This window comes from Halocynthiibacter sp. C4 (assembly GCF_028823805.1).
Taxonomy (GTDB): domain Bacteria; phylum Pseudomonadota; class Alphaproteobacteria; order Rhodobacterales; family Rhodobacteraceae; genus Falsihalocynthiibacter; species Falsihalocynthiibacter halioticoli.
In genome coordinates this window covers 16,972-37,142 of record NZ_JAPEIE010000002.1, presented here as the reverse complement: position 1 = coordinate 37,142, position 20,171 = coordinate 16,972, and the positions used below count along the sequence as shown (strand labels likewise).

Annotated in this window: 18 protein-coding genes and 1 tRNA gene; 11 read left to right on the top strand and 8 right to left on the bottom strand. The window is 56.0% G+C overall.

What is annotated here, in order from left to right; all coding sequences use genetic code 11:
- Position 1 precedes the first annotated feature (1 nt).
- Complete coding sequence (locus OU789_RS07290) at positions 2-766, top strand: phytoene/squalene synthase family protein (RefSeq protein ID WP_274654615.1); 765 nt, start codon at positions 2-4, stop codon at positions 764-766.
- Here OU789_RS07290 and OU789_RS07285 read toward each other — a convergent pair.
- From OU789_RS07285 to cobA, 3 genes are read right to left on the bottom strand one after another with little or no spacing between them, the layout of a single operon-like run.
- Positions 763-1,980, bottom strand: a complete 1,218-nt coding sequence (locus OU789_RS07285; protein WP_274654613.1) for an MFS transporter — start codon at positions 1,978-1,980, stop codon at positions 763-765. The genes OU789_RS07290 and OU789_RS07285 overlap by 4 nt on opposite strands.
- A gap of 51 nt (positions 1,981-2,031) precedes the next feature.
- Positions 2,032-3,318 (bottom strand): cobyrinate a,c-diamide synthase, encoded by a 1,287-nt coding sequence (locus tag OU789_RS07280; protein WP_274654611.1) that lies wholly within the window; start codon positions 3,316-3,318, stop codon positions 2,032-2,034.
- A complete protein-coding gene (gene cobA, locus OU789_RS07275) occupies positions 3,315-4,181 on the bottom strand; it encodes a uroporphyrinogen-III C-methyltransferase (RefSeq protein ID WP_274654609.1) in 867 nt (288 codons plus the stop codon). The genes OU789_RS07280 and cobA overlap by 4 nt, the downstream gene beginning before the upstream one ends.
- Positions 4,182-4,277: 96 nt before the next feature.
- Here cobA and OU789_RS07270 point away from each other — a divergent pair, with 96 nt between their 5' ends.
- The 6 genes from OU789_RS07270 to ubiM all read left to right on the top strand — a co-directional run bounded on the left by OU789_RS07270 (position 4,278) and on the right by ubiM (position 9,418).
- Complete coding sequence (locus OU789_RS07270) at positions 4,278-5,324, top strand: cobalt-precorrin-5B (C(1))-methyltransferase (RefSeq protein ID WP_274654607.1); 1,047 nt, start codon at positions 4,278-4,280, stop codon at positions 5,322-5,324.
- Entirely contained in the window at positions 5,321-6,052 is a 732-nt protein-coding gene (locus OU789_RS07265; protein ID WP_274654605.1) for a cobalt-precorrin-6A reductase, read from the top strand. Before OU789_RS07270 ends, OU789_RS07265 begins: the two co-directional genes overlap by 4 nt.
- Positions 6,053-6,063: 11 nt before the next feature.
- Positions 6,064-6,684, top strand: a complete 621-nt coding sequence (locus OU789_RS07260) for a DNA-3-methyladenine glycosylase family protein (protein WP_274654603.1) — start codon at positions 6,064-6,066, stop codon at positions 6,682-6,684.
- Entirely contained in the window at positions 6,681-7,346 is a 666-nt protein-coding gene (locus tag OU789_RS07255) for an alpha/beta hydrolase (protein WP_274654601.1), read from the top strand. The genes OU789_RS07260 and OU789_RS07255 overlap by 4 nt, the downstream gene beginning before the upstream one ends.
- 184 nt (positions 7,347-7,530) lie before the next feature.
- A complete protein-coding gene (locus OU789_RS07250) occupies positions 7,531-8,115 on the top strand; it encodes an HNH endonuclease (protein WP_263953071.1) in 585 nt (194 codons plus the stop codon).
- Between the two features lie 70 nt (positions 8,116-8,185).
- Positions 8,186-9,418 (top strand): 5-demethoxyubiquinol-8 5-hydroxylase UbiM, encoded by a 1,233-nt coding sequence (gene ubiM, locus OU789_RS07245; RefSeq protein WP_274654599.1) that lies wholly within the window; start codon positions 8,186-8,188, stop codon positions 9,416-9,418.
- 105 nt (positions 9,419-9,523) lie between these two features.
- Here the strand turns inward: ubiM and OU789_RS07240 are convergent, their stop codons facing one another.
- Positions 9,524-10,471, bottom strand: a complete 948-nt coding sequence (locus OU789_RS07240; RefSeq protein WP_274654597.1) for a radical SAM protein — start codon at positions 10,469-10,471, stop codon at positions 9,524-9,526.
- A gap of 209 nt (positions 10,472-10,680) precedes the next feature.
- Here OU789_RS07240 and zwf point away from each other — a divergent pair, with 209 nt between their 5' ends.
- From zwf to OU789_RS07220, 4 genes are all read left to right on the top strand, one after another.
- Positions 10,681-12,135, top strand: coding sequence for a glucose-6-phosphate dehydrogenase (gene zwf, locus OU789_RS07235; RefSeq protein ID WP_263953074.1), 1,455 nt, complete (start codon positions 10,681-10,683; stop codon positions 12,133-12,135).
- Positions 12,132-12,806, top strand: coding sequence for a 6-phosphogluconolactonase (pgl, locus tag OU789_RS07230; protein ID WP_274654595.1), 675 nt, complete (start codon positions 12,132-12,134; stop codon positions 12,804-12,806). The genes zwf and pgl overlap by 4 nt, the downstream gene beginning before the upstream one ends.
- Before the next feature lies 1 nt (position 12,807).
- On the top strand, positions 12,808-14,427 hold the full coding sequence (gene pgi, locus OU789_RS07225; RefSeq protein ID WP_274654593.1) for a glucose-6-phosphate isomerase: 1,620 nt from the start codon (positions 12,808-12,810) through the stop codon (positions 14,425-14,427).
- 354 nt (positions 14,428-14,781) lie between these two features.
- Positions 14,782-15,750, top strand: a complete 969-nt coding sequence (locus tag OU789_RS07220; RefSeq protein ID WP_274654591.1) for an OmpA family protein — start codon at positions 14,782-14,784, stop codon at positions 15,748-15,750.
- A 110-nt stretch (positions 15,751-15,860) separates the two neighbouring features.
- On the opposite strand, the gene OU789_RS07215 is transcribed toward OU789_RS07220, so the two are convergent.
- From OU789_RS07215 to OU789_RS07200, 4 genes are all read right to left on the bottom strand, one after another.
- Positions 15,861-15,934, bottom strand: a tRNA-Gly gene (locus OU789_RS07215).
- A gap of 57 nt (positions 15,935-15,991) precedes the next feature.
- Complete coding sequence (locus tag OU789_RS07210) at positions 15,992-18,061, bottom strand: ASKHA domain-containing protein (RefSeq protein WP_274654589.1); 2,070 nt, start codon at positions 18,059-18,061, stop codon at positions 15,992-15,994.
- 103 nt (positions 18,062-18,164) lie between these two features.
- Positions 18,165-19,154, bottom strand: coding sequence for a methyltetrahydrofolate cobalamin methyltransferase (locus OU789_RS07205; RefSeq protein ID WP_263953079.1), 990 nt, complete (start codon positions 19,152-19,154; stop codon positions 18,165-18,167).
- Positions 19,151-20,146 (bottom strand): methylenetetrahydrofolate reductase, encoded by a 996-nt coding sequence (locus OU789_RS07200; protein ID WP_274654586.1) that lies wholly within the window; start codon positions 20,144-20,146, stop codon positions 19,151-19,153. Before OU789_RS07200 ends, OU789_RS07205 begins: the two co-directional genes overlap by 4 nt.
- Positions 20,147-20,171 lie beyond the last annotated feature (25 nt).

Here is a 20,171-nt window from a genome sequence, read left to right as displayed (position 1 = left end):
GATGGAGCTCGACTTTGCCGCCTGTGCCGCGCTTGTTGAGAAGGGCGATCCCGACAGGTTCGCCGCTTTGATGACGGTACCTATGCCAGAGCGCGCCGCACTTTTTGTACTGGCGGCCTATAATCTCGAGTTGGCAAAGATCCCTTGGGTAAGCCAAGAGCCGATGATCGCTGAAATGCGTCTTCAATGGTGGCGCGACCTGATCGAGGGGATCGGCAAAGGCGAGGGCGCGCGCGCGCATGAGGTCGCCGGTCCGCTTCATGCGGTGGTGACGCAATATGACCTACCTCTCGATCTGCTTGATCAGATGGCCGACGCGCGGCGGTGGGATGTGAACAAAGATGCTTTCGAAGATCGCGCTGATTTTGACAGCTATATTGACCAGACCGCGGGCAACCTGATGTGGCTTGGGGCGCTGACGTTCGGGGCGACTGCCACAGACGAAGCGGCCGTGCGTGCGCGGGCATATGGCGCGGGTGTGGCTCGGTTTCTGGCCGCGGTGTCCGAGCTTCAGGCGCGGGGGCGCATTCCGTTATTGGACGGACGCGCAGAGGGAATTCGCGCCTTGGCAAGTGATGCACGAGCCAAGCTGCGTGCTGCGAAGGTTTCCAGAAAGATTGAGCCCGCGACGCGGGATGCGTGGGCGGCGGACAAGGTATTGGCGCTTGCTGAAAAAGAACCGCAACGCGTGGCGGATGGAACGCTTGTTTTGTCGGAATTCAGCCGCCGTTTCGGGCTGCTTCGGGTGGCTCTATTTGGGCGCTAGACACGTTCGCGCGCTGCAGGGCGCATCACCAACCAAATCAAGGCACCACCTGCCAACGTCAGCAATGGGATCATTGCGATGTTAACAGCGGTCCACCCTTGCACAGGGTCGCCGCCAGAGCAGTTCATCAGCCCGCCCGAGGATAGGCTGGCCAGTGTCACACAGCCGAATACCAGCATGTCGTTTAGCCCTTGAACACGCCCGCGTTCTTCTTCGGTATGGGCGCGTGCCAGCATGGTGGTCGCGCCGATAAAGCCGAAGTTCCACCCCACGCCGAGCAGGATCAGCGCAATGAAGAAGTTGCTGAGTTCCACACCAGAGAGTGCCACCACGCCCGCCGCCGCAAGGGTTGCCAGCCCGAGGGCCACAATCTTTTCAACACCAAACCGCGCGATCAAATGACCCGTAAAGAAGCTGGGCGCAAACATCGCAAAGACATGGCCGGACACCACGTCGGCGGCATCGTCATTTCCAAAGCCGCAACCGACAACCGCAAGCGGTGTTGAGGTCATGACGAGATTCATCAACGAATAGGACACCATCGAACAGATGATAGCGACGGCGATCTCGGGCGTTTTGAGCATTTCCCAGCGAGTCCGACCAGCCGATTTCGAATCTTTGGGCGCTTCAGGCGTTGGAATGTCGAGGAAGAAGAACAGCAGCGAGCCGATGAGGTTCAGCGCCATAACGGCAAAATACATGCCCATGAATGGCACAACAAAGCTATCGACGAACCCTTTGCCCAATTGCGGACCGATCACCGCAGAGGCAAGGCCGCCCGCCATCACCCAGCTAATGGCTTTTGCGCGGAAACCATCAGGAGCGGTATCAACGGCAGCAAAGCGGAAAAAACCCTGTGATGACATGTAGATGCCGGTCACGAGGCTGCCCAGAAGAAGCAACGCGAAACTGTCGACAAACAGCCCGTAAGCGCTGATTGCGGCTCCTAAAAACCCGCCTAATGCACCGATGAAAAAGCCGGTCTTGCGGCCATATTTTTGCATAATCGAGGAGATTGGCGAGGCTGCGAGCATCGAGCCGAGCACGATCATCGTGACAGGCATTGTGGCGAAACAGACGTTTGTTGCCATGTTCTGCCCTGCCAGTCCGGCATAGGTGAAGATCATCGGCAATTGTGCGCCAAGAACCGCTTGCGCAGCGACCAAAACGGCTACATTGCGGCGCGCGCGAGCGTATAGGTGCGTCTCTGTCATCCAGTCTTGGTATCGGGGAACGGGTAAAACGGGAAGTGTTAAATTGTATGCTTACGGTGCGGCAATAAGATGCGCAAAGGAGCCGGAGACATTACCATTGATAAGCCCCATTGCTGGTAACGCATTGCCAGCGGCGTCTTTCGCAGTGAACAGCGGGGTGCCTTCGGCCTTGAGCGTGGTGGCGTAATGAAATTCATGTGCTTTGAATGCGCCTGTGAAGGGCCCGGAACTCGCCTCAACGTCGCGATAGCCAAGATGCAATTTGCGTGTTTCGAAGCTGGTGACGAGCGGCAGCAAGCCGAGCATTTCATGGGCCACACCTTCGGCATCAATCAGTGTTTCGCCTAGGGTCATATACCCCCCGCATTCGCCATAGATCAGCGTTCCCCGCTGTGCAGCGGCTTGCATGGATAGTTTGAAGCGGGTGGCATTGGAGAGTGTTGCGGCATGGAGTTCGGGATAACCGCCCGGCAGGTAGATTAAATCGGACTCTGGGACTGGATCATCGGCAAGCGGCGAAAAGAAGCGGATGTCTTTTCCAGCGGCGCGCCATTCTGACAGGAGGTGCGGATAGCAGAATGCGAATGCTGCGTCCTGCGCAACGGCGATGGATTGAACATCTGGCGTCAGGCGGCTTTGTTGCAATGGACCAGAGGCAGGCAGCGGAGCAGCGAGACCTGTTAGAGCGACAAGGTCAACGTGGCTGCGGATATGCTGGGCGGCGGTCGAAAGGAACTCTTCAAGGTCGATATGTTCGCCTGCCTGAACCAATCCAAGGTGGCGGGAAGGGCGCGCAAGGTCTGTGTGTCTGGGTAGAGCGCCTAGAACCGGAATGTTAAGCGGAGATAGGGCATTCCGAAGCATGTTTTCGTGGCGGGGGCTTCCCACCTTGTTGAGCAGGATGCCTTTGATCTTTACCTCTGCGTCATATGAGGCAAAGCCGGCCACAAGCGGCGCGACGGATTGTGCCATTTTCGAAGCGTCCACAATCAGGATAACAGGCAGCCCCAGAACCCGCGCGAGATCGGCGGATGCGCCTTTCCCTGCGGGCGGCGCTCCGTCAAAAAGCCCCATAGCGCCTTCAACGACGAGCAGCTCGTTGTCGTGCTGGGTGGCTTGCGCCTTGAGCATCTCGGGCGACATGGCCCAAGCATCAAGATTCCCACATGGGGCGCGGCTTGCAGCGGCGTGAAAGGCGGGGTCGATGTAATCCGGTCCGGACTTGGCCGCACGAATAGAAACTCCCGCGTCAGCGAGCGCGCGCAAAATACCCAATGTCAGCGTGGTTTTCCCCGCGCCAGAGGTTGGCGCCGCAAGCAGAAGCCCGCGCGCTGTCATCTCTGTTCTGCGGGGCGACCACGCCCGAGGGGGTCAAGATTGCGCGGCGCTTCGCCCTTGGCCATGCCTTGCCAATCCAGCACCTGACGCATCAGAACCGAACGCCCAACGCAGATGATTGCAGGGGGCTCAAGTGAACTTGCCGCGATATCGGCCTCGACATTTGCCAACGTGGTTTCCAAAACAGCCTGCGCGGGCGTTGTGGCCTCTGCGACGACGGCAACAGGTTCTTCAGGCGGACGGCCCGCATCAAGCAGGGCTTGGGTAATGCGGCCAATATGTTTCATGCCCATATAGATCACCAAAACCTGTGAGCCGCGCGAAATTGCGTCCCAATCAAGGGTGTTGGGCGTATTACCGGATTGATCGTGGCCCGTCACGAAAGTCACGGATTGGTTCACATCACGGTGCGTTACAGGAACGCCAGCATAGGCCAATCCGCCGATCCCTGCCGAAATGCCAGGGATGATGCGGATGGGAATGCCATGCTGTACCAAGGTCTGCGCCTCTTCGCCGCCGCGACCAAACACAAATGGATCGCCGCCCTTCAGCCGCAATACGCGTTTGCCAGCTTCGGCAAGATCAACAAGGCGTAAGGAAATGTCCTTCTGTTTGGCAGAGGGCTTCCCGCCGCGTTTGCCCGCATAGATCAGTTCCGCATCATCGCGCGCCCAATCCAGAATCGCGCTTTGCACGAGTGCGTCATAGACAATGACGTCAGCCTGACGAATTGCATTCAATCCATGCAGCGTAAGCAGGCCCGGATCGCCTGGTCCCGCGCCGCAAAGCCATACCCATCCGGGTTCTAAGGTGGGCCATTGGCCATCAGGAAGGGCCAGCGATGATGTGTGTGAGTCGGTCATGGGCCTGTTATGCCCCTTTGAGCGCGGCTCGAAAAGTGTTGAAATACCGTCATTTCCCACATTGGCGGCAGGAATTCCGCGGCCTATAGTCGCCACATGGATGCCCAATCCCCTCCGTTGCGCCGTGGCTGGACCACGGGCGCCTGTGCGACGGCTGCTGTAAAGGCGGCGTTGCTGAAGTTGTGGGCAGGACATTTTCCGGATGAGGTGTCGATTACGCTGCCACGTGGCGAAACGCCGGATTTTGCACTTGAGGAAACAGCAGCGGGAGATGGCTGGGCCGCGGCGGGGATTATCAAGGACGCAGGAGATGACCCTGATGTGACCCATGGCGCGCTTATCACTGCAAAGGTGACATTGGGCGGGGATGGCATCGAATTTCGCGCGGGCAAGGGGGTTGGAACGGTCACAAAACCCGGTCTGCCGCTTGCTGTTGGCGAACCTGCGATCAACCCAGTTCCACGGGAAATGATGCGTGGTGTGGTTGAGGAATTGGCCCAGGAATACGGCGCAACGCCTTGTGTTGTAATCGAAATCTCAATTCGAGATGGAGAAGATCTGGCAAAGAAAACATGGAACCCGCGCCTCGGTATTGTCGGAGGGCTTTCTGTATTGGGGACAACGGGCGTTGTCCGGCCATTTAGCTGCGCAGCGTGGATCGCGTCCATTCATCGTGGTGTTGATGTGGCGCGCGCAACTGGGTTAACGCATGTGGCCGGATGTACGGGCGCTACGAGCGAAAAGGTGGTGCAGGCCGAATATGATTTATTCGAGCAAGCAATGCTCGACATGGGCGATTTTGCGGGCGGCTTGCTGAAGTACCTCCGTAAGCATCCGGTTGAGCGGCTTACGATTGGCGGCGGTATCGGCAAGATGACCAAACTTGCCCAAGGCGCGATGGATTTGCACTCGGGACGGAGCCAGATTGATTTTGATGCGTTGGCGAAGGCGCTTGGCGAACCACACATTACTGATTGCAACAGTGCGCTTGAAGTCTATGAAAGATATGGAGAAAAGTTTTCCGCTTTTGTCGCGAATGGTGCCTTGAAAACTGCGCGTGAGGTGCTGCGCGATAGTCCGGTTGCGCTCGACCTTATCTTGATAGATCGCGCGGGGAATATCATTGGGCGGGCAGCGGAATGAAGGTTCTTTTGCTTGCAGGATCAGGCGAAAGCCGCAGGTTGGCGCATAAATTGGCCGATCGTCCCCGTTTCGAGGTGCTGGCCAGTCTTGCAGGGGCAACGCGTTTTCCCAAACCGCTACCTGTCGACACACGGATCGGCGGTTTCGGGGGCTACGAAGGCGAGAAGGAATTTCTTGTTGAGGGGGAATTCGATGCGGTGATCGATGGTACGCATCCTTTTGCGGCCCGAATTTCCAAACGAACTTTTCAGCTTTGTGATGAATTATCAATTCCCTATGCGCAGATATTAAGGCCGGAGTGGACGCCTGCTGAAGGTGATGACTGGACGATGATCGCCGCTCCCCAAGATGCGCGTGAACATATTCCCGCTGGTGCAAATGTATTTCTGGCAACAGGGCGCAGTACGCTTTCTGGGTTTGCGAACCTTGCGGATTGTCGATTGATTTGCCGACAAATTGACCCGCCAGAGGGGCCGTTTCCGTTCCCGAATGGGGAGTACCTTGTGGGGCGACCGCCGTTTTCTGTTGAGGACGAGATCGCCATATTCCGCAAGTTTCGGATTGATGTTCTGGTGGTAAAGAATGCAGGTGGAGCCCCGAGCCGAACCAAGTTGGATGCGGCTCGTTCGCTCGGGATCAAGGTCTTGATGATCGAGCGGCCAGCGCCAGCCGGTGGGCTTGTACTTGAGGATGTGGATGCGGCGCTGAGCTGGTTGAATGAGCTATAGGATCGGTGGCTATGTATATAAATTCAAAGGACGATGTTGCGTACCACACCGAGAGATTGATTGCGATTGAACCACGGTTTGCGCCCGCTTTTCGCGTGACTGGCGTGCCGCCACTGCGGCGCCGTCGAGATGGATTTGAAGCGTTGTTCGATGCGATTGTCAGTCAGCAAGTTAGCGTGGCGTCGGCAAATGCGATTTGGGGGCGGCTTAAGACGGCAAAACTTACTGGGCCTAGAAAGGTGCGGTGGGCAAGTGATGAAAATTTACGCGCTTGCGGTCTGTCCCGTCAGAAAATTCGTTATGCACGAGCACTTGCAGAGGCCGGAATTGATTTTAAAGCGCTTCGTAACGCATCAAGTGATGAGGTCGTGAAAACGCTGACCGAAGTACCGGGTATTGGCGCATGGACAGCCGAGATTTATGCAATGTTTTCATTGGGTCACGCGGATGTTTTTGCCCCTGGTGATTTGGCATTACAGGAGAGCGCTCGCATGCTGTTTGACCTACCAGAGCGGCCTAAAGAGCGCGCGTTTCGCGAAATGGCGCAAGAATGGGCACCGCATAGAGCCGTTGCTGCGCGGCTGCTTTGGGACTATTACCGCGTTGCAAAACAGAGAGAAGGCATCAAATGACCCGTAAACTCGAGTTTACCACCCGCGCTCCCCAATCCGGCACAACGAAATCCATGGTTGTATTCCTGCATGGATATGGCGCGAATGGCGCCGATCTCATGGGGCTTGCTGATCCGCTTGGGCCACAGCTTCCCGATACCGTGTTCGTCGCTCCGGATGCGCCGGACAAGATCCCGGGCGCACCATTTGGGTTCCAGTGGTTTCCCATCCCATGGATTGATGGAAGCACCGAGGAAGCCGCTGGCGAAGGGCTGTTGAAGGCAAGCGCCGATTTGAATGCTTTCCTTGATGAGCAACTTAAAGAACATAGCGTAAAGCCCGAAAATTGCATAATTTTAGGGTTTTCCCAAGGCACGATGCTGGCGCTTCATGTTGCGGTGCGCCGTGATGAGGCCGTGGCGGGTGTTGTTGCATTTTCTGGCCGTTTGCTGGCACCCGAACGGCTTGAGGAAGAAGTTGTTTCCAAACCGCCAGTGATCTTGATTCATGGCGATCAGGACGATGTTGTGCCACCGCAATCCTTGCCGGAAGCGGGTGATGCGTTGTCCGTCGCTGGGTTCGAAGTTTATGCCCATGTCATGGAAGGGACAGGCCACGGAATTGCGCCAGACGGGTTAACCGCCGCAAATCATTTCATGCGCCAGAAATTAGGGTATACTTAACCCAAGCGTCTCCGCTTGGCGTGCGTCACATGGGCGTTACAGTTCTTTCCTAGCCTTTGCGTCGAGCGGCCCCAAAATCATGGGGCTTGTCAGATGCGAAACGCCATATATAGTTATCCACAGGCTGGGGCGGTTTCCCCGCTCTGGCACTGGAGACAGATGGCAGGGTAAGGAAAATTGACCCATGGACGGCGATTTTAGGACAGAATTCACCCGTGAACCGCGACGGCTCAAACAGCATCCGGCGTTGGTCTTGAATGCGGATTACAGGCCGCTTTCCTATTATCCGCTATCGCTATGGCCCTGGCAGGAGGCCGTTAAAGCGGCTTATCTGGAACGTGTTGATATTGTAGCGGAATATGACGATTTCGTTCATAGCCCATCCACCAAAATTCGCATTCCGTCAGTTGTTGTACTCAAAGAATACGTGAGGCCGCAGAACAAAGTCGCCTTCACGCGGTTCAATCTGTTTTTGCGAGATGAGTTTAAGTGCCAATACTGCGGTGCGCGGGGAGACTTGACGTTTGATCATGTGATTCCCCGAGCGGCGGGCGGTATCACCAGTTGGGAAAACGTTGTGGCGGCCTGTTCGCCGTGTAACCTCAAGAAGGGCAGTAAATCGCTGCGGCAAGCAAATATGGCGTTGCAAAAGCCCGCGCGTCAGCCCGAGGTCGAGCAATTGCGCAATACAGGGCGCAAGTTCCCACCAAACTTCCTGCATGAAAGCTGGATGGATTTTCTCTATTGGGATACCGAACTTGACGCCTAGGGCTTGACTTAGATCAGGTAGCGCATCGCGAATCCGAGGTACTTCTGTTGCAGTTTAACAGGAGGCCCAGATGCAAGATTCCCCCGAAACACCACAATCCGCCACAGACCCACTGCCTGTGTTCAGCGATATAGTCGTGATTGGCGCAGGGCCGGCGGGGCTTGGGTTTGCGCGCGCACTTTGTGGAACGGGGCTGACTGTCACGATTTTGGAGCGGCACCCAGAGGCCGTCTTGGCCAACCCGCCGGAAGACGGGCGTGATATTGCGCTTACACAAACCAGCGAAAAGCTGATGTGGGAATACGGCATTTGGGACAGGCTGGATGAGGCCGAGATTGGCTATATCCGCGACGCGAAGGTCCTGAACGGTAAATCTTCATTTGCGCTACACTTTGATTCCCTTGAAAACGGTGCGGATTACCTTGGGCGCATTCTGCCCAACCACCTTATCCGCAAGGCAAGCTACGAGGCGACTGTGGGGCAGGCGGGGTTTAACCTCATCACCGAGGCCGATGTTGCCAAAGTTTCGGCGAGCAACACAGGGGGCAAAGTCGAACTCACCGACGGTCGTGTGTTCCACGCCAAGCTTGTTGTTGCGGCCGATAGTCGTTTCTCTGAAACCCGCCGAAAGATGGGGATCGGAGCCGAGATGAACGACTTTGGCCGAACTGTAATCGTGTGCGAGGTTACACATGAGGGGCCGCATCAAGATGTTGCCTATGAGTGTTTTCACTATGATCGCACACTTGCAATATTGCCGATGCCAGAAAACCGAAGTTCGGTTGTTGTGACACTGCCGTCGCATGAAACTGACGCCGTGATGCAGCAAAGCGAAGAGGCGTTCTGTCGGGATATTGCCGCGCGGTTTGACAATAAGCTTGGCGCGATGACGCTACATTCGCCGCGCCACGCGTACCCGTTGATGGGCGTTTACGCCAAGAACTTCGTTAAGCCCGGATTCGCCCTTGTGGGTGATGCGGCTGTCGGGATGCATCCCGTTACTGCGCATGGTTATAATCTTGGTCTTGTGGGGGCAAATACGCTGGCCGTTGAGATCCGCAAAGCGCTTGAGCAGGGGCGTGATTGGGCGGATATGACAGTTTTGTCCGCCTATGAGCGGACCCATCGACGTGCAACCGCTCCGCTTTACTATGGGACCAACGCGATCGTGAAACTCTTTACCGATACGCGCTTGCCAGCCAAAGTGCTTCGCGGTGCCGTGTTGCGCCTTGGAGAGCGGCTGCCTCCGGTGAAACGGGTGATCATGAACCAGCTTACACAAGTGCCGAAAAGCGCGGGATAACCGCGCACGGGCAGATAAGTCGCGCTTGTGTAAAGGGTCCGGCGCGGCGACAGGTTAACGAGGAGTAGACTTGTTGCCCCGGGCCCAAATTATTTTGGATGGCGATTAGCCCGAGCAGCTTGCGCCACCCAGCACGCAGAATTTTGCGCAATGGGGGTGGTTCAAGGCCACGTCGCCCTCTGCTTCGGCCAGCGTCGAGCCAAGCTCGAACTCGGCATCATATGGCAGGAGTGTACAGGCAAGAACAGCGGGTGTTTCAGCGCCCTTGCGTTTCACCACCATGCGCGAACTTGCGCACATCACTGAGCTCGGGCTTACATCAAGGATCGACCAGCATTCCGTTGTGATTTCAGGGACTTCGACTGTTTCGTCCATCTCTGGAAACAAAACAGTCTGGGCTGGGTTTTGCGCGTCAATGTTAAATCCGTGCTCGGCGAAAAAGGCAGCATAGCCCGCGCGGCAATCCTCTTCGCTTTCATCCCAGAGCATCCGTCCTGCAGTCGCAAGTTTAGCGCCTTGATCGCGAAGCCAGATCATTCCGTCAAGGCTGCGGGCAAAAGCGTTTTTCCCGCGGATCGCATCATGTTGTTCAGTAGAATAATGATCGAGAGACACCCTGAAGGTGAGTGTGTCGGGGTAGTCTTTGATAATCTTTGCAAGGTCATTGCGCACAGATTTGCGCTGCATCGGCTGCATGGCGTTGGTCAGAACCAAAACTTCATACCCTCGTGCCAGACTCCGCCGCAGCATTTCGCAAAACTCGGGGTTCATAAACGGCTCTCCGCCGGTGAAGCCGATTTCGGTTACGCCCCATTTACGCTCTTGGAGTTGTTCGAGGTATGAACTGACCTCATCGGCAGTCATATAGACCAGCGCATCATTCTTGGGCGAGCTTTCAATATAGCAGTTGATGCACTCGATGTTGCAGAGCGTACCTGTATTGAACCAAAGGGTTTGCGGATTGCTCAGGGCAACGCGTGCGCGCTCTTCGCCCTTGGCGGTGCGCATGGGGTCAATAAATTTTCCGGCGTTTGCGCCTGTGTGGTCTTTCATAGGAGTCCTGTTGTTTTTTCAACGGTATCTTGCCGCTCGTTCATGTTAAAGCCGAAAGAAAATGCCTAACGCAGTTGTGAAAGGCTTCATGCGTGCTAGACTTATTGAGCGTCTGACGTTATGAGTTCCGTGAATTGGTTCGTTAGCGCTAACAGATATTTCTGAAGATGGAAATTATCTGAAAAAATACAAACAGTTACGGGGTCCATATGGTTTCGCGTGTTATTCCGGTAGATGAATTTGACTTGGTGATTTTCGGTGGCACGGGCGATCTCGCACGGCGCAAGATTTTGCCGGGGTTGTATCGGCGGTTCCGTTCAGGACAGATGCCAGAGGGTGCGCGCATCATTGGTGCGGCTCGGGCCGATCAGGACAGCGCGGCTTATCGGAAGATGATCCAAGACGCGATTGAGGAGTTTGTTCCTGAGAAATCTCGCGACAGCGAGAGCATTGCCGAGTTTATCAAGCTACTCGAGTATATCCCGATTGACGCGACAGGCGAGGGCGGCTGGAAAGAGCTGGCGGCGATGGTGCGTAAAGAGGTGGTTAAAGCCTTTTACTTCTCTGTTGGGCCGAGCCTGTTTGGTGATCTGGCCGAGCGGCTTCATAAATACGGCATTGCCGATGACCAGAGTCGCCTCGTTGTAGAAAAGCCATTTGGCCGTGATCTCGACTCCGCAAAGGCGCTTAACGCGGTGCTGGCACAGCACTTCGACGAAAGCCAGATTTACCGGATCGATCATTACCTTGGTAAAGAAACCGTACAGAACCTGATGGCTGTGCGTTTTGGCAACATCCTCTTTGAGCCTCTCTGGAACAGCCAATATGTCGATCATATCCAGATTACAGCCGCCGAAACCGTCGCTGTTGGAAGCCGAGGCGCTTATTACGACAAATCCGGCGCCATGCGCGATATGGTGCAAAACCACCTGATGCAGCTTCTCTGTCTGATCGCAATGGAGCCGCCGAACGAGTTTGAGCCCGATGCGGTGCGCGACGAAAAGCTAAAGGTGATCCGCGCGCTTGATCCTGTGGCTCAAAGCGACATCGTGCGTGGTCAGTATTCGGGCAACGCCGATGGCCCAAGCTATGTTGAAGAAGCCGAAAATCCTGACAGCAAGACCGAGTGTTTTGTGGCGATGAAGGTGAATATCTCCAACTGGCGCTGGAAAGGTACTCCGATTTATTTGCGGACGGGGAAACGCCTTCGTGCGCGCGAGAGTGAGATTGCGGTGGTGTTCAAAGACCCGCCCCATTCGATCTTTGGCGAACAGGACGGACGGCGCGGCAACGTGTTGGTCATTCGTTTGCAGCCGAATGAAGGTATGAACCTGCGCGTGACAATCAAGGAGCCGGGGCCGGGCGGTATGCGCCTCATGGAGGTTCCGCTTGATATGAGTTTCGCCGAGGCATTGGGGCCAGATGCGGAAGATGTTCCAGACGCTTATGAGCGCCTGATTATGGATGTGATCCGCGGCAACCAAACGCTCTTTATGCGCGGTGACGAGGTTGAGGCCGCATGGGCTTGGACCGATCCGATCATCAAGGGTTGGACCGAGCGCGGCGATAAGCCCAAGCTTTATGATCCCGGCAGTTCAGGGCCGGAAGATGCGCTCATGCTCCTTCACAAAGATGGACGTCGCTGGCGGGAGATCAAAGTATGACCCTCATTGAGTACCAAAACAAAGATGAGATGATGCAGGCGATTGCAAGCCGGATCCAAGCCGAGCTTGCGGAGGCATTGAGCAAAACTGGTTCAGCGACGCTCGCTGTTCCCGGAGGTACAACGCCGGGCCCGATTTTCGATGCGCTGAGCGTGGCGGATATCGAATGGGCCAATGTGGCTGTTATGTTGGGCGATGAACGCTGGGTTCCAGAAAGCTCGGAGCGCTCGAATACAGCATTGCTTAAGGCGCGTTTGTTACAAAACAAAGCTGCCGCCGCGACGCTTTTGCCGCTCTATGCAGAGGCCCCAACGCCAGAGGATAAGCTGGATGAACTCTCTGCGGGGATCGAAAAGCATCTTCCGCTGACAGTTTGCCTCATGGGTATGGGCGCGGACATGCACACTGCGAGTATTTTTCCCGAAGCAGACCTTTTGGCCGAGGCTTTCGCACCAGACGCGCCAGTATTGCTTCCGATGCGTGCACCAGGTGCGCCGGAACCGCGCATTACGCTTTCGGCCCGCGTTCTTAAGGGCGCTGCGAACCGCCATATCGTGATTGCCGGCGATGAAAAACGTGCTGCGCTTGAGCGTGCGCAAACTCTAGATGACCCGATGCAAGCCCCCGTAAGTGCGGTGCTGCCGGGCGCAACCGTACATTGGGCTCCTTAACATGACTGTTGATTTTTCCTCCCTGCAAGCCAAAGCCGAAGCTGTAAAATCTCGCGATATCAAAAGCTTGTTTGATGACGCGCGTGCAACTGATTTCTCGCAGAAGCTTGAGTCTGATGGCGGTGACCTGCTGTTTGACTACTCCAAGACCAATATCGACACCGAAACCTTTGAACTGTTGCTCTCTATGGCCGAGGACGCAAACCTCAAGGGCCGGATCAACGCCATGTTTACCGGCGAAAAGATCAACGAAACAGAAGGGCGCGCTGTACTTCATACGGCATTGCGCAACCTTGATGCCTCGCCGGTGATGGTCGATGGCGCGGATGTGATGCCGGATGTGTTGGATACGCTTGCCCGCATGGAAGCCTTCGCCAATGACGTGCGCAGCGGTGCGTATCAGGGGCAGGGCGGCAAGATTACAGACGTTGTTAATATCGGTATCGGTGGCAGCGATCTTGGCCCCGTCATGGGAACGATTGCGCTTTCGCCGTATCACGACGGGCCGCGCGTTCATTACGTCTCCAACGTTGATGGCGCACATATCGCCGACACGCTTGCGTTGCTTGATCCAACAACAACGCTTGTGATCGTGGCCTCCAAAACCTTCACCACCATCGAAACTATGACCAACGCCGAAACCGCCCGTGAGTGGATGGGGGCGGTGGTAACAGACCCCGGCGCTCAATTTGCCGCGCTGAGTTCGGCCGAGGACAAGACCGCCGCCTTTGGCATTGATGCCTCTCGGGTGTTTGGTTTTGAAGATTGGGTCGGTGGACGCTATTCCATGTGGGGGCCGATTGGCCTTCCGGTAATGCTGGCGATTGGGCCGGAGAATTTCCGCGCCTTTCTTGCGGGTGGCCAAGCGATGGACCAACATTTCCGCACAGCCGATTTTGGCGCGAACCTTCCTGTGTTGCTTGCGCTTGTCGGGATTTGGCACAATCAGGGGTGCGGCTATGCCACTCGTGCAGTTTTGCCTTATGAACAACGCCTCTTGCGGCTTCCGGCATATCTTCAGCAGCTTGAAATGGAAAGCAACGGCAAGTCTGTCGCCATGGATGGCACAGCGCTTGAAGTCAATTCCGGCCCCGTTGTTTGGGGGGAGCCTGGCACCAACGGCCAGCACGCATTTTATCAGCTAATCCACCAAGGAACGCGAGTGATCCCTTGCGAATTCATGGTTGGCGTCGAAGGGCAGGAAGCACATTTGGCGCACCACCATCGCCTTCTGGTTTCCAACTGCCTCGCACAATCCGAAGCACTCATGCTCGGCCGAAGCTTTGAGACAGCGATGGAGTTGATGGCAGCGAAAGGCCTAAGCGGCGATGAGCAAATTCGCCAAGCCAACCACCGTGTGTTCTCTGGCAACCGCCCGTCAACGACACTGGTCTATCCGAAGCTCACACCGTTCGTGCTCGGCCAGATTATTGCGCTGTATGAGCACCGCGTGTTTGTCGAAGGGGTGTTGCTCGGCTTGAACTCATTTGATCAATGGGGTGTTGAGCTCGGCAAAGAGCTTGCTGTCGCCTTGGAGCCGATCGTAGCAGGCGAGGAGCCAGCAGACGGCAAAGACGGCTCAACACGGGCACTGGTGCGTTTCCTACAAACGGGCAGCTGATAATCTAATCGGCGTTTCCCTTAGGGTTGTGTTTGTAACCTTAAGCGTCGTGCGTATTGCACGGCGCTTGAGTTGTTTGGGATGCGCTGTTTTTACCCCAAACCTCCCGAATTTTGGCTGTCGTCAGTAATTTTTTTCGGAAGTGCTCAGTGCCGCTAACGTATTGAAACAGCGTCAAGTAATGGTATCCCAACACCTCGCACGCAACAATAGTTCGTTAGCGTCTTATTTTCGGCAATTTTTGCCTAAATAGTTGTCTTGCTAATGTGAAAACTGTTTAGTCGGATCGTTCGATAAGACGTTCAGTAAGAAAAGGAGGATTGACCCGACTGAACTCAATTAAAGGGTTCTAAAATGTTGACTATATTCCAGAAACGCATTCTGAGTGCCGCACTCGCGACATCTGTGCTTGCAGTCACTGGTTGTACGACGCCATCGACTAATTACAGTTCGGATGGCATGTCTTTGCTCGCTCCAGCGGGTAAATACGACGCCTCGACAATGAGAATGCACACTGCGATACGTGACGAAATCTATTTTGATTTCAACAAAGTCGCGCTAACAGGCGCAGCTCAAAAAACGCTCGATAAATATGCTGCTTGGATGATTGACCATCCCGACACGAAATTCAGTGTGACGGGACATGCAGATGCAATCGGGAGCAATGATTACAACAAAAGGCTCGGCATGCAGCGTGCGCAGGTCTCTGTTGCTTATCTCATTAGCCGCGGCGTGAGCTTTAAGCAGCTTCATGCAATGGTGTCGCTCGGTGAAGAAAGCTTGAAGGTCTCAACTGCCGCCGCCGAACCGCTGAACCGTCGCGTGATCATTGAAGTTATGGAACGATTGCCGACACCCATTGTTTATGCGGATGCAAGCAGCAGTAGCAGTTTTGGCGGGTTGCAAAGAAACTCGGGCTTTAAAGGCTCAGCCGTTCCTGTTGCGCCGACTTCTGCGATCAATACACCGGAAAACGTGTGCGGAGGATCCTTTGTGAGCCTTTGTACCAGCGCGCAATTGTTGTCGGTGATGGGTCTGGATGCTCAAGTCGGCGTCAGCAAATCACTGAAGACCAACGTAAATATTGCGGGGAGTGTTGATACAAGTTCCCCAAGCGGCTCTGTTTCCAGCACGGCAACAGGGAACGTGGGCAAAACAGTGAATGCCTCAGCAGATGCAGTCGCCAGTGTTGGCGGTGCTGTCGGCGGAACTGTTGAAAAGGTCGGCGGGAGCGTCAGTAAAGTTGGCGGCACAGTTGAGAAAACAGTGAACAAAACCGTCAACAAAGTCGGCGGAACTGTCGGCGGCCTGCTTGGCGGCTGAGGAACATAGCCTAGATTAGTCTTGGCGGAGGTCTGCTTTGATCTCCGCCATGATTGACACAGCTAAAGCTATCCGAACTGACTTTTATTAGAATGAAGCGAGCAATGTCTTGGAGCGGGTGAAGGGAATCGAACCCTCGTCGTCAGCTTGGGAAGCTGCTGCTCTACCATTGAGCTACACCCGCGTTGATCTCTGATTAGCGATTGGACGTATTGGCCGCAAGCTATTCGTCGGCAAGCGTTTACCCGCGCCGTCTTCTACGCCGTCCGCCACCGCGTGTGTCGTCGCCACCTGTGTTGAAGGTCACATTCGGCAGCGTCAGCACCTCGTTCAGATGTGGGAAGGCTTCAACGGCGTTGGGGATATTGCTGGCGTTAACGAAGTGTTCTTGAAACCGCGGCTCGATGGCAGTTTCAACCTTGTGGATTGCTTTCACCGTTGCTTCGATCTCGCGGCGCGCTTCTGTGTTAAGGAGTGCAATCCGCGCGCCTGTTCCGGCGGCGTTTCCGGCGGAGGTAACCCGATCAAGCGGACAATCAGGGATCATGCCCAGAACCATCGCGTGTTTCGGGCTAATATGCGCGCCAAAAGCGCCAGCAAGCACAATGCGGTCAACGCTATCCACCTCGAATTTATCCATCAGCAGCCTCGCGCCCGAATAGAGCGCGGCCTTGGCCATCTGGATTTCGCGGATATCGCGGTTGGTGACAGTGATTTTCTGCCCGCCTAATGGGGTCGCATCATAGAGCAAATAGGAATAGGTCCGCCCGTCAAGGAAGCAACGCTCGGTGCCGGTTTGCTCCGGTGCGCCGATAAGGCCGGGCGCGTCAACGATGCCCGCCATGCGCATTTCTGCGACAATTTCGATGATACCGGAGCCGCAGATTCCAGTTACACCGGTGGCAAGCGCGGCCTCTTCGAAGCCGTCGTCGGTGGACCAGAGATCGCATCCGATGATTTTAAAACGCGGCTCCTTGGTGTCGGGATCAATCTCGACCCGCTCAATGGCGCCGGGTGCCGCGCGCTGGCCTGCGCTGATCTGTGCGCCTTCAAATGCAGGGCCGGTGGGGGAGGAACAGGCAAGTACCCGTTGTGTATTGCCCAATAGGATTTCGGCATTTGTTCCCACGTCGACAACAAGCACCAACTCCTCGGATTTCTCCGGTGCTTCGGATAGGGCCACAGCCGCAGCATCGGCACCCACATGTCCCGCGATACAAGGGAGCATATAGAGCGCGGCATTCGGGTGCAGCGGCAGATCAAGGTCTGTGGCGCGCAGGTTGAGCGCATCGGATGTTGTCAGCGCAAAGGGCGCTTGGCCAAGTTCGTATGGATCAATTCCAAGGAACAGGTGGTGCATCACAGGGTTGCACACAACGACCGCATCCATGATTTGGGTAAGGTCAACTTCGGCTTCTTCAGCAATATCGTTGCAAAGCTGCGCCATTCCTTCGCGCACGGCTTTGGTCATCTCGCCCGCGCCACCTTCATTCATCATGGAGTAGCTAACACGGCTCATCAGGTCTTCGCCAAACCTGATTTGCGGGTTCATAAGTCCTGCAGAAGCCACAACCTCGCCTGTTTCGAGATTACAGAGATGGCCCGCAATGGTGGTTGAGCCGAGGTCAATCGCGAGGCCGTAGAGCGGGCGCTCGTCAAAGGCAGGATAGATTTCAGCAAGGCGCGGGCCGCTGCCTGTGGCGGGGTCGTGGATGATACAAGTTACGGTCCAGTCGCCCTTGCGGAGAACTGATTGAAGCCGAGCGAGTACAGGAAGCGGGGCAGTGATGCCCTCGATGTTCCACTGCGTTGCCAACGCCGCACTTAGGCGCTCGAAATCGCCGGTTGGGTCGTGCATGTCGGGTTGCTCGACCTGAACCAGAACGCGCTTGATCGATGGGGCGAGGATGATGTCGCGCGCTTCGGCGCGTTTGCGCACCACCTGTTTGTGGACTTGGCTTTCGGGCGGCACATCGACAACCACATCGCCCTGAACCGTCGCCTGACAGCCCAACCGCCGTCCGGCTTTCAGGCCGCGGATACTGTCATAACGTTCTTCGACCTTGTTGAATGGCGATAGCGCATCAGGCGAGACTGTAACGCCGTGTTTCGGGAATTCGCCTTGGCCCGGTGTGATCTGACACTTGCTACAGATCCCACGCCCACCACAAACCGAGTCCAGATCAACGCCCAATTGCCGCGCGGCAGTCAAGATCGGCGTGCCCAGCGCAAAGCGGCCGCGTTTGCCCGAAGGCGTGAACACAACAAGCGCGTCATTGGGAAGGATCGGATCGTGCAGAGGGTCACTCACGGGATTGATGCCTTTGGTTGCGATAGGTTTCGGAGTTATGCGACGTATTTAAACAGAAAAAGGCCGCAAGCAAATGCACTTACGGCCTTATCTTTATGAGTGATCAGGATGCGCGGCGACGGCTTCCGCCACGACGACCACCACGGCCAGTTGGCACAGCAGAGGCAGCCGATGCCTCGGCGAAGGGTGTGCCTGCCTCGACTGCATCGAGTACGCGACTGAACTTGATCCATTCACCGCCATTCGGATCTTTGTTGTTGAGGAAGTTCGCTGCGCGGATGGCTTCCATTTCAACGGGACGTACTGGGTTCATGATCGCGCTCGTCATACCCGCACCAATCGCCATTGGCAGGAACGCCGCGTTTACGCCGTGACGATGGGGCAAGCCGAAGGAAACGTTCGATGCGCCGCAAGTTGTGTTTACGCCCAGTTCTTCGCGTAGACGACGCACCAGAGTAAATACCTGCTGCCCAGCGCTCGCCATGGCGCCGATTGGCATCACGAGCGGATCAACCACGATATCATGCGCCGGAATGCCGAAATCGGCGGCGCGCTCGACGATCTTTTTGGCAACGGCGAAACGCACTTCCGGGTCTTCGGAAATACCTGTGTCATCGTTGGAGATTGCCACAACCGGCACATTGTATTTCTTGACCAGCGGCAGCACCAACTCAAGGCGCTCCTCTTCACCCGTCACAGAGTTGAGGAGCGGGCGGCCCGCGGCGGCTTCAAGGCCCGCTTCAAGTGCGGCGGGAACCGAACTGTCGATGCAGAGCGGAATGTCAGTGACAGCCTGCACGCGCGCGATCAGCTCGCTCATCAAAGGCGGCTCGACGAAGTTGTTGTCGGCATAGCGTGGGTCTTCGGCCATTTTGTTCGAGAACACAGCACCCGAGTTGATGTCGAGGATATTCGCACCGCAAGCGACTTGCTCAAGTGCGTCTTTCTCGACAGTGGAGAAGTCTCCAGCCTCAAGTTCAGCGGCAAGCTTCTTGCGGCCAGTCGGGTTGATACGCTCGCCAATCACACAGAAGGGTTCGTCAAACCCGATGATGGCTGTTTTGCTTTTGCTCTCGATAACGGTGCGGGTCATGTGGTGTCCTTGTTGGAGGGAGGCGTTTGTGTTGTTTGGCCCTCAGCGGATACAGTCGCGAGGGAAGGTGTTTTCGGTGTTGCGTCGGAGTGGCTTATAGCCCAGTCCGCCGAGGTTTTGATACCGCCAAGCGGGAAAATATGCAGCGACTTGAGCAGGCTGTCTGGGTTAGCGACGCAATAATCAGCAATTTCCGTAACAAGCTCTGTCGGCTCATAGGGGCGGACAAGTTTTGTCACGTCGCGCGCGCGTTTTTGTAATACGTCAAGACTTGGGCCAACACCGCAGGCAATGGCAAAGCGGATCAGCGTTTGCAGCTTGGCGGGGCCGGCGATGCCGAGGTGAACGGGTAGGGTGATGCCTTCATCAGCAAGACGCTCCGCCCATGCGATGACTGGTGCTGTTTCAAAAGCGAATTGTGTTGTGATCGCGACTTCGGCGTCGGTTGTCTCTGAAAATCCTTGTTTCCAGTGGAGCGCGTCCTTCACGTTGCGGGTGCCGCCGTCTGGGTCAATATCGCGGTTGCCCTCTGGGTGACCGGCGACGAACAACTGGCGGAAGTCACCAAAAAGGCCGGTTTCAAGCAATTGGATCGAACTGTCGAAGTCACCCGCAGGTGTGGACGGTCCGCCAGCAAGCACGAGAGCCTGTGATACATCCGCTTCGCCCTTGTAACGACGGAGAGTTTCCGAAAGCTCGTCATGGCTTTTGAACAGGCGGGCAGGGAAGTGCGGGACAGGTTCAAAACCTTCGCGGCGCAGACGCGCAGCGGTTGCAACCATATCGTCAACTTCTGTGCCCTCTATATGCGCAATATAGGTGCGCGTCCCTTGGGGAAGGATATCCGCAAAGCTCTCGATCTTCGCTGCGGTGCGGGGCATCACCTCGATCGAATACCCCTCCATCAACGCCTTGACCGAGGCGGGAACCTGCGGTGCAAATCGTGCTGCGTTTTGCGCATCGCTCCTGCGCTGGAATTTCAATAGCGACATGCATTTCCTCCAAAGTGATTTCAGG

Coding starts and splice junctions, on each gene's coding strand:
- OU789_RS07290 (WP_274654615.1), top strand. CDS start 2: ATGGAGCTCGACTTTGCCGCCTGTGCCGCGCTTGTTGAGAAGGGCGAT.
- OU789_RS07285 (WP_274654613.1), bottom strand. CDS start 1,980: ATGACAGAGACGCACCTATACGCTCGCGCGCGCCGCAATGTAGCCGTT.
- OU789_RS07280 (WP_274654611.1), bottom strand. CDS start 3,318: ATGACAGCGCGCGGGCTTCTGCTTGCGGCGCCAACCTCTGGCGCGGGG.
- cobA (WP_274654609.1), bottom strand. CDS start 4,181: ATGACCGACTCACACACATCATCGCTGGCCCTTCCTGATGGCCAATGG.
- OU789_RS07270 (WP_274654607.1), top strand. CDS start 4,278: ATGGATGCCCAATCCCCTCCGTTGCGCCGTGGCTGGACCACGGGCGCC.
- OU789_RS07265 (WP_274654605.1), top strand. CDS start 5,321: ATGAAGGTTCTTTTGCTTGCAGGATCAGGCGAAAGCCGCAGGTTGGCG.
- OU789_RS07260 (WP_274654603.1), top strand. CDS start 6,064: ATGTATATAAATTCAAAGGACGATGTTGCGTACCACACCGAGAGATTG.
- OU789_RS07255 (WP_274654601.1), top strand. CDS start 6,681: ATGACCCGTAAACTCGAGTTTACCACCCGCGCTCCCCAATCCGGCACA.
- OU789_RS07250 (WP_263953071.1), top strand. CDS start 7,531: ATGGACGGCGATTTTAGGACAGAATTCACCCGTGAACCGCGACGGCTC.
- ubiM (WP_274654599.1), top strand. CDS start 8,186: ATGCAAGATTCCCCCGAAACACCACAATCCGCCACAGACCCACTGCCT.
- OU789_RS07240 (WP_274654597.1), bottom strand. CDS start 10,471: ATGAAAGACCACACAGGCGCAAACGCCGGAAAATTTATTGACCCCATG.
- zwf (WP_263953074.1), top strand. CDS start 10,681: ATGGTTTCGCGTGTTATTCCGGTAGATGAATTTGACTTGGTGATTTTC.
- pgl (WP_274654595.1), top strand. CDS start 12,132: ATGACCCTCATTGAGTACCAAAACAAAGATGAGATGATGCAGGCGATT.
- pgi (WP_274654593.1), top strand. CDS start 12,808: ATGACTGTTGATTTTTCCTCCCTGCAAGCCAAAGCCGAAGCTGTAAAA.
- OU789_RS07220 (WP_274654591.1), top strand. CDS start 14,782: ATGTTGACTATATTCCAGAAACGCATTCTGAGTGCCGCACTCGCGACA.
- OU789_RS07205 (WP_263953079.1), bottom strand. CDS start 19,154: ATGACCCGCACCGTTATCGAGAGCAAAAGCAAAACAGCCATCATCGGG.
- OU789_RS07200 (WP_274654586.1), bottom strand. CDS start 20,146: ATGTCGCTATTGAAATTCCAGCGCAGGAGCGATGCGCAAAACGCAGCA.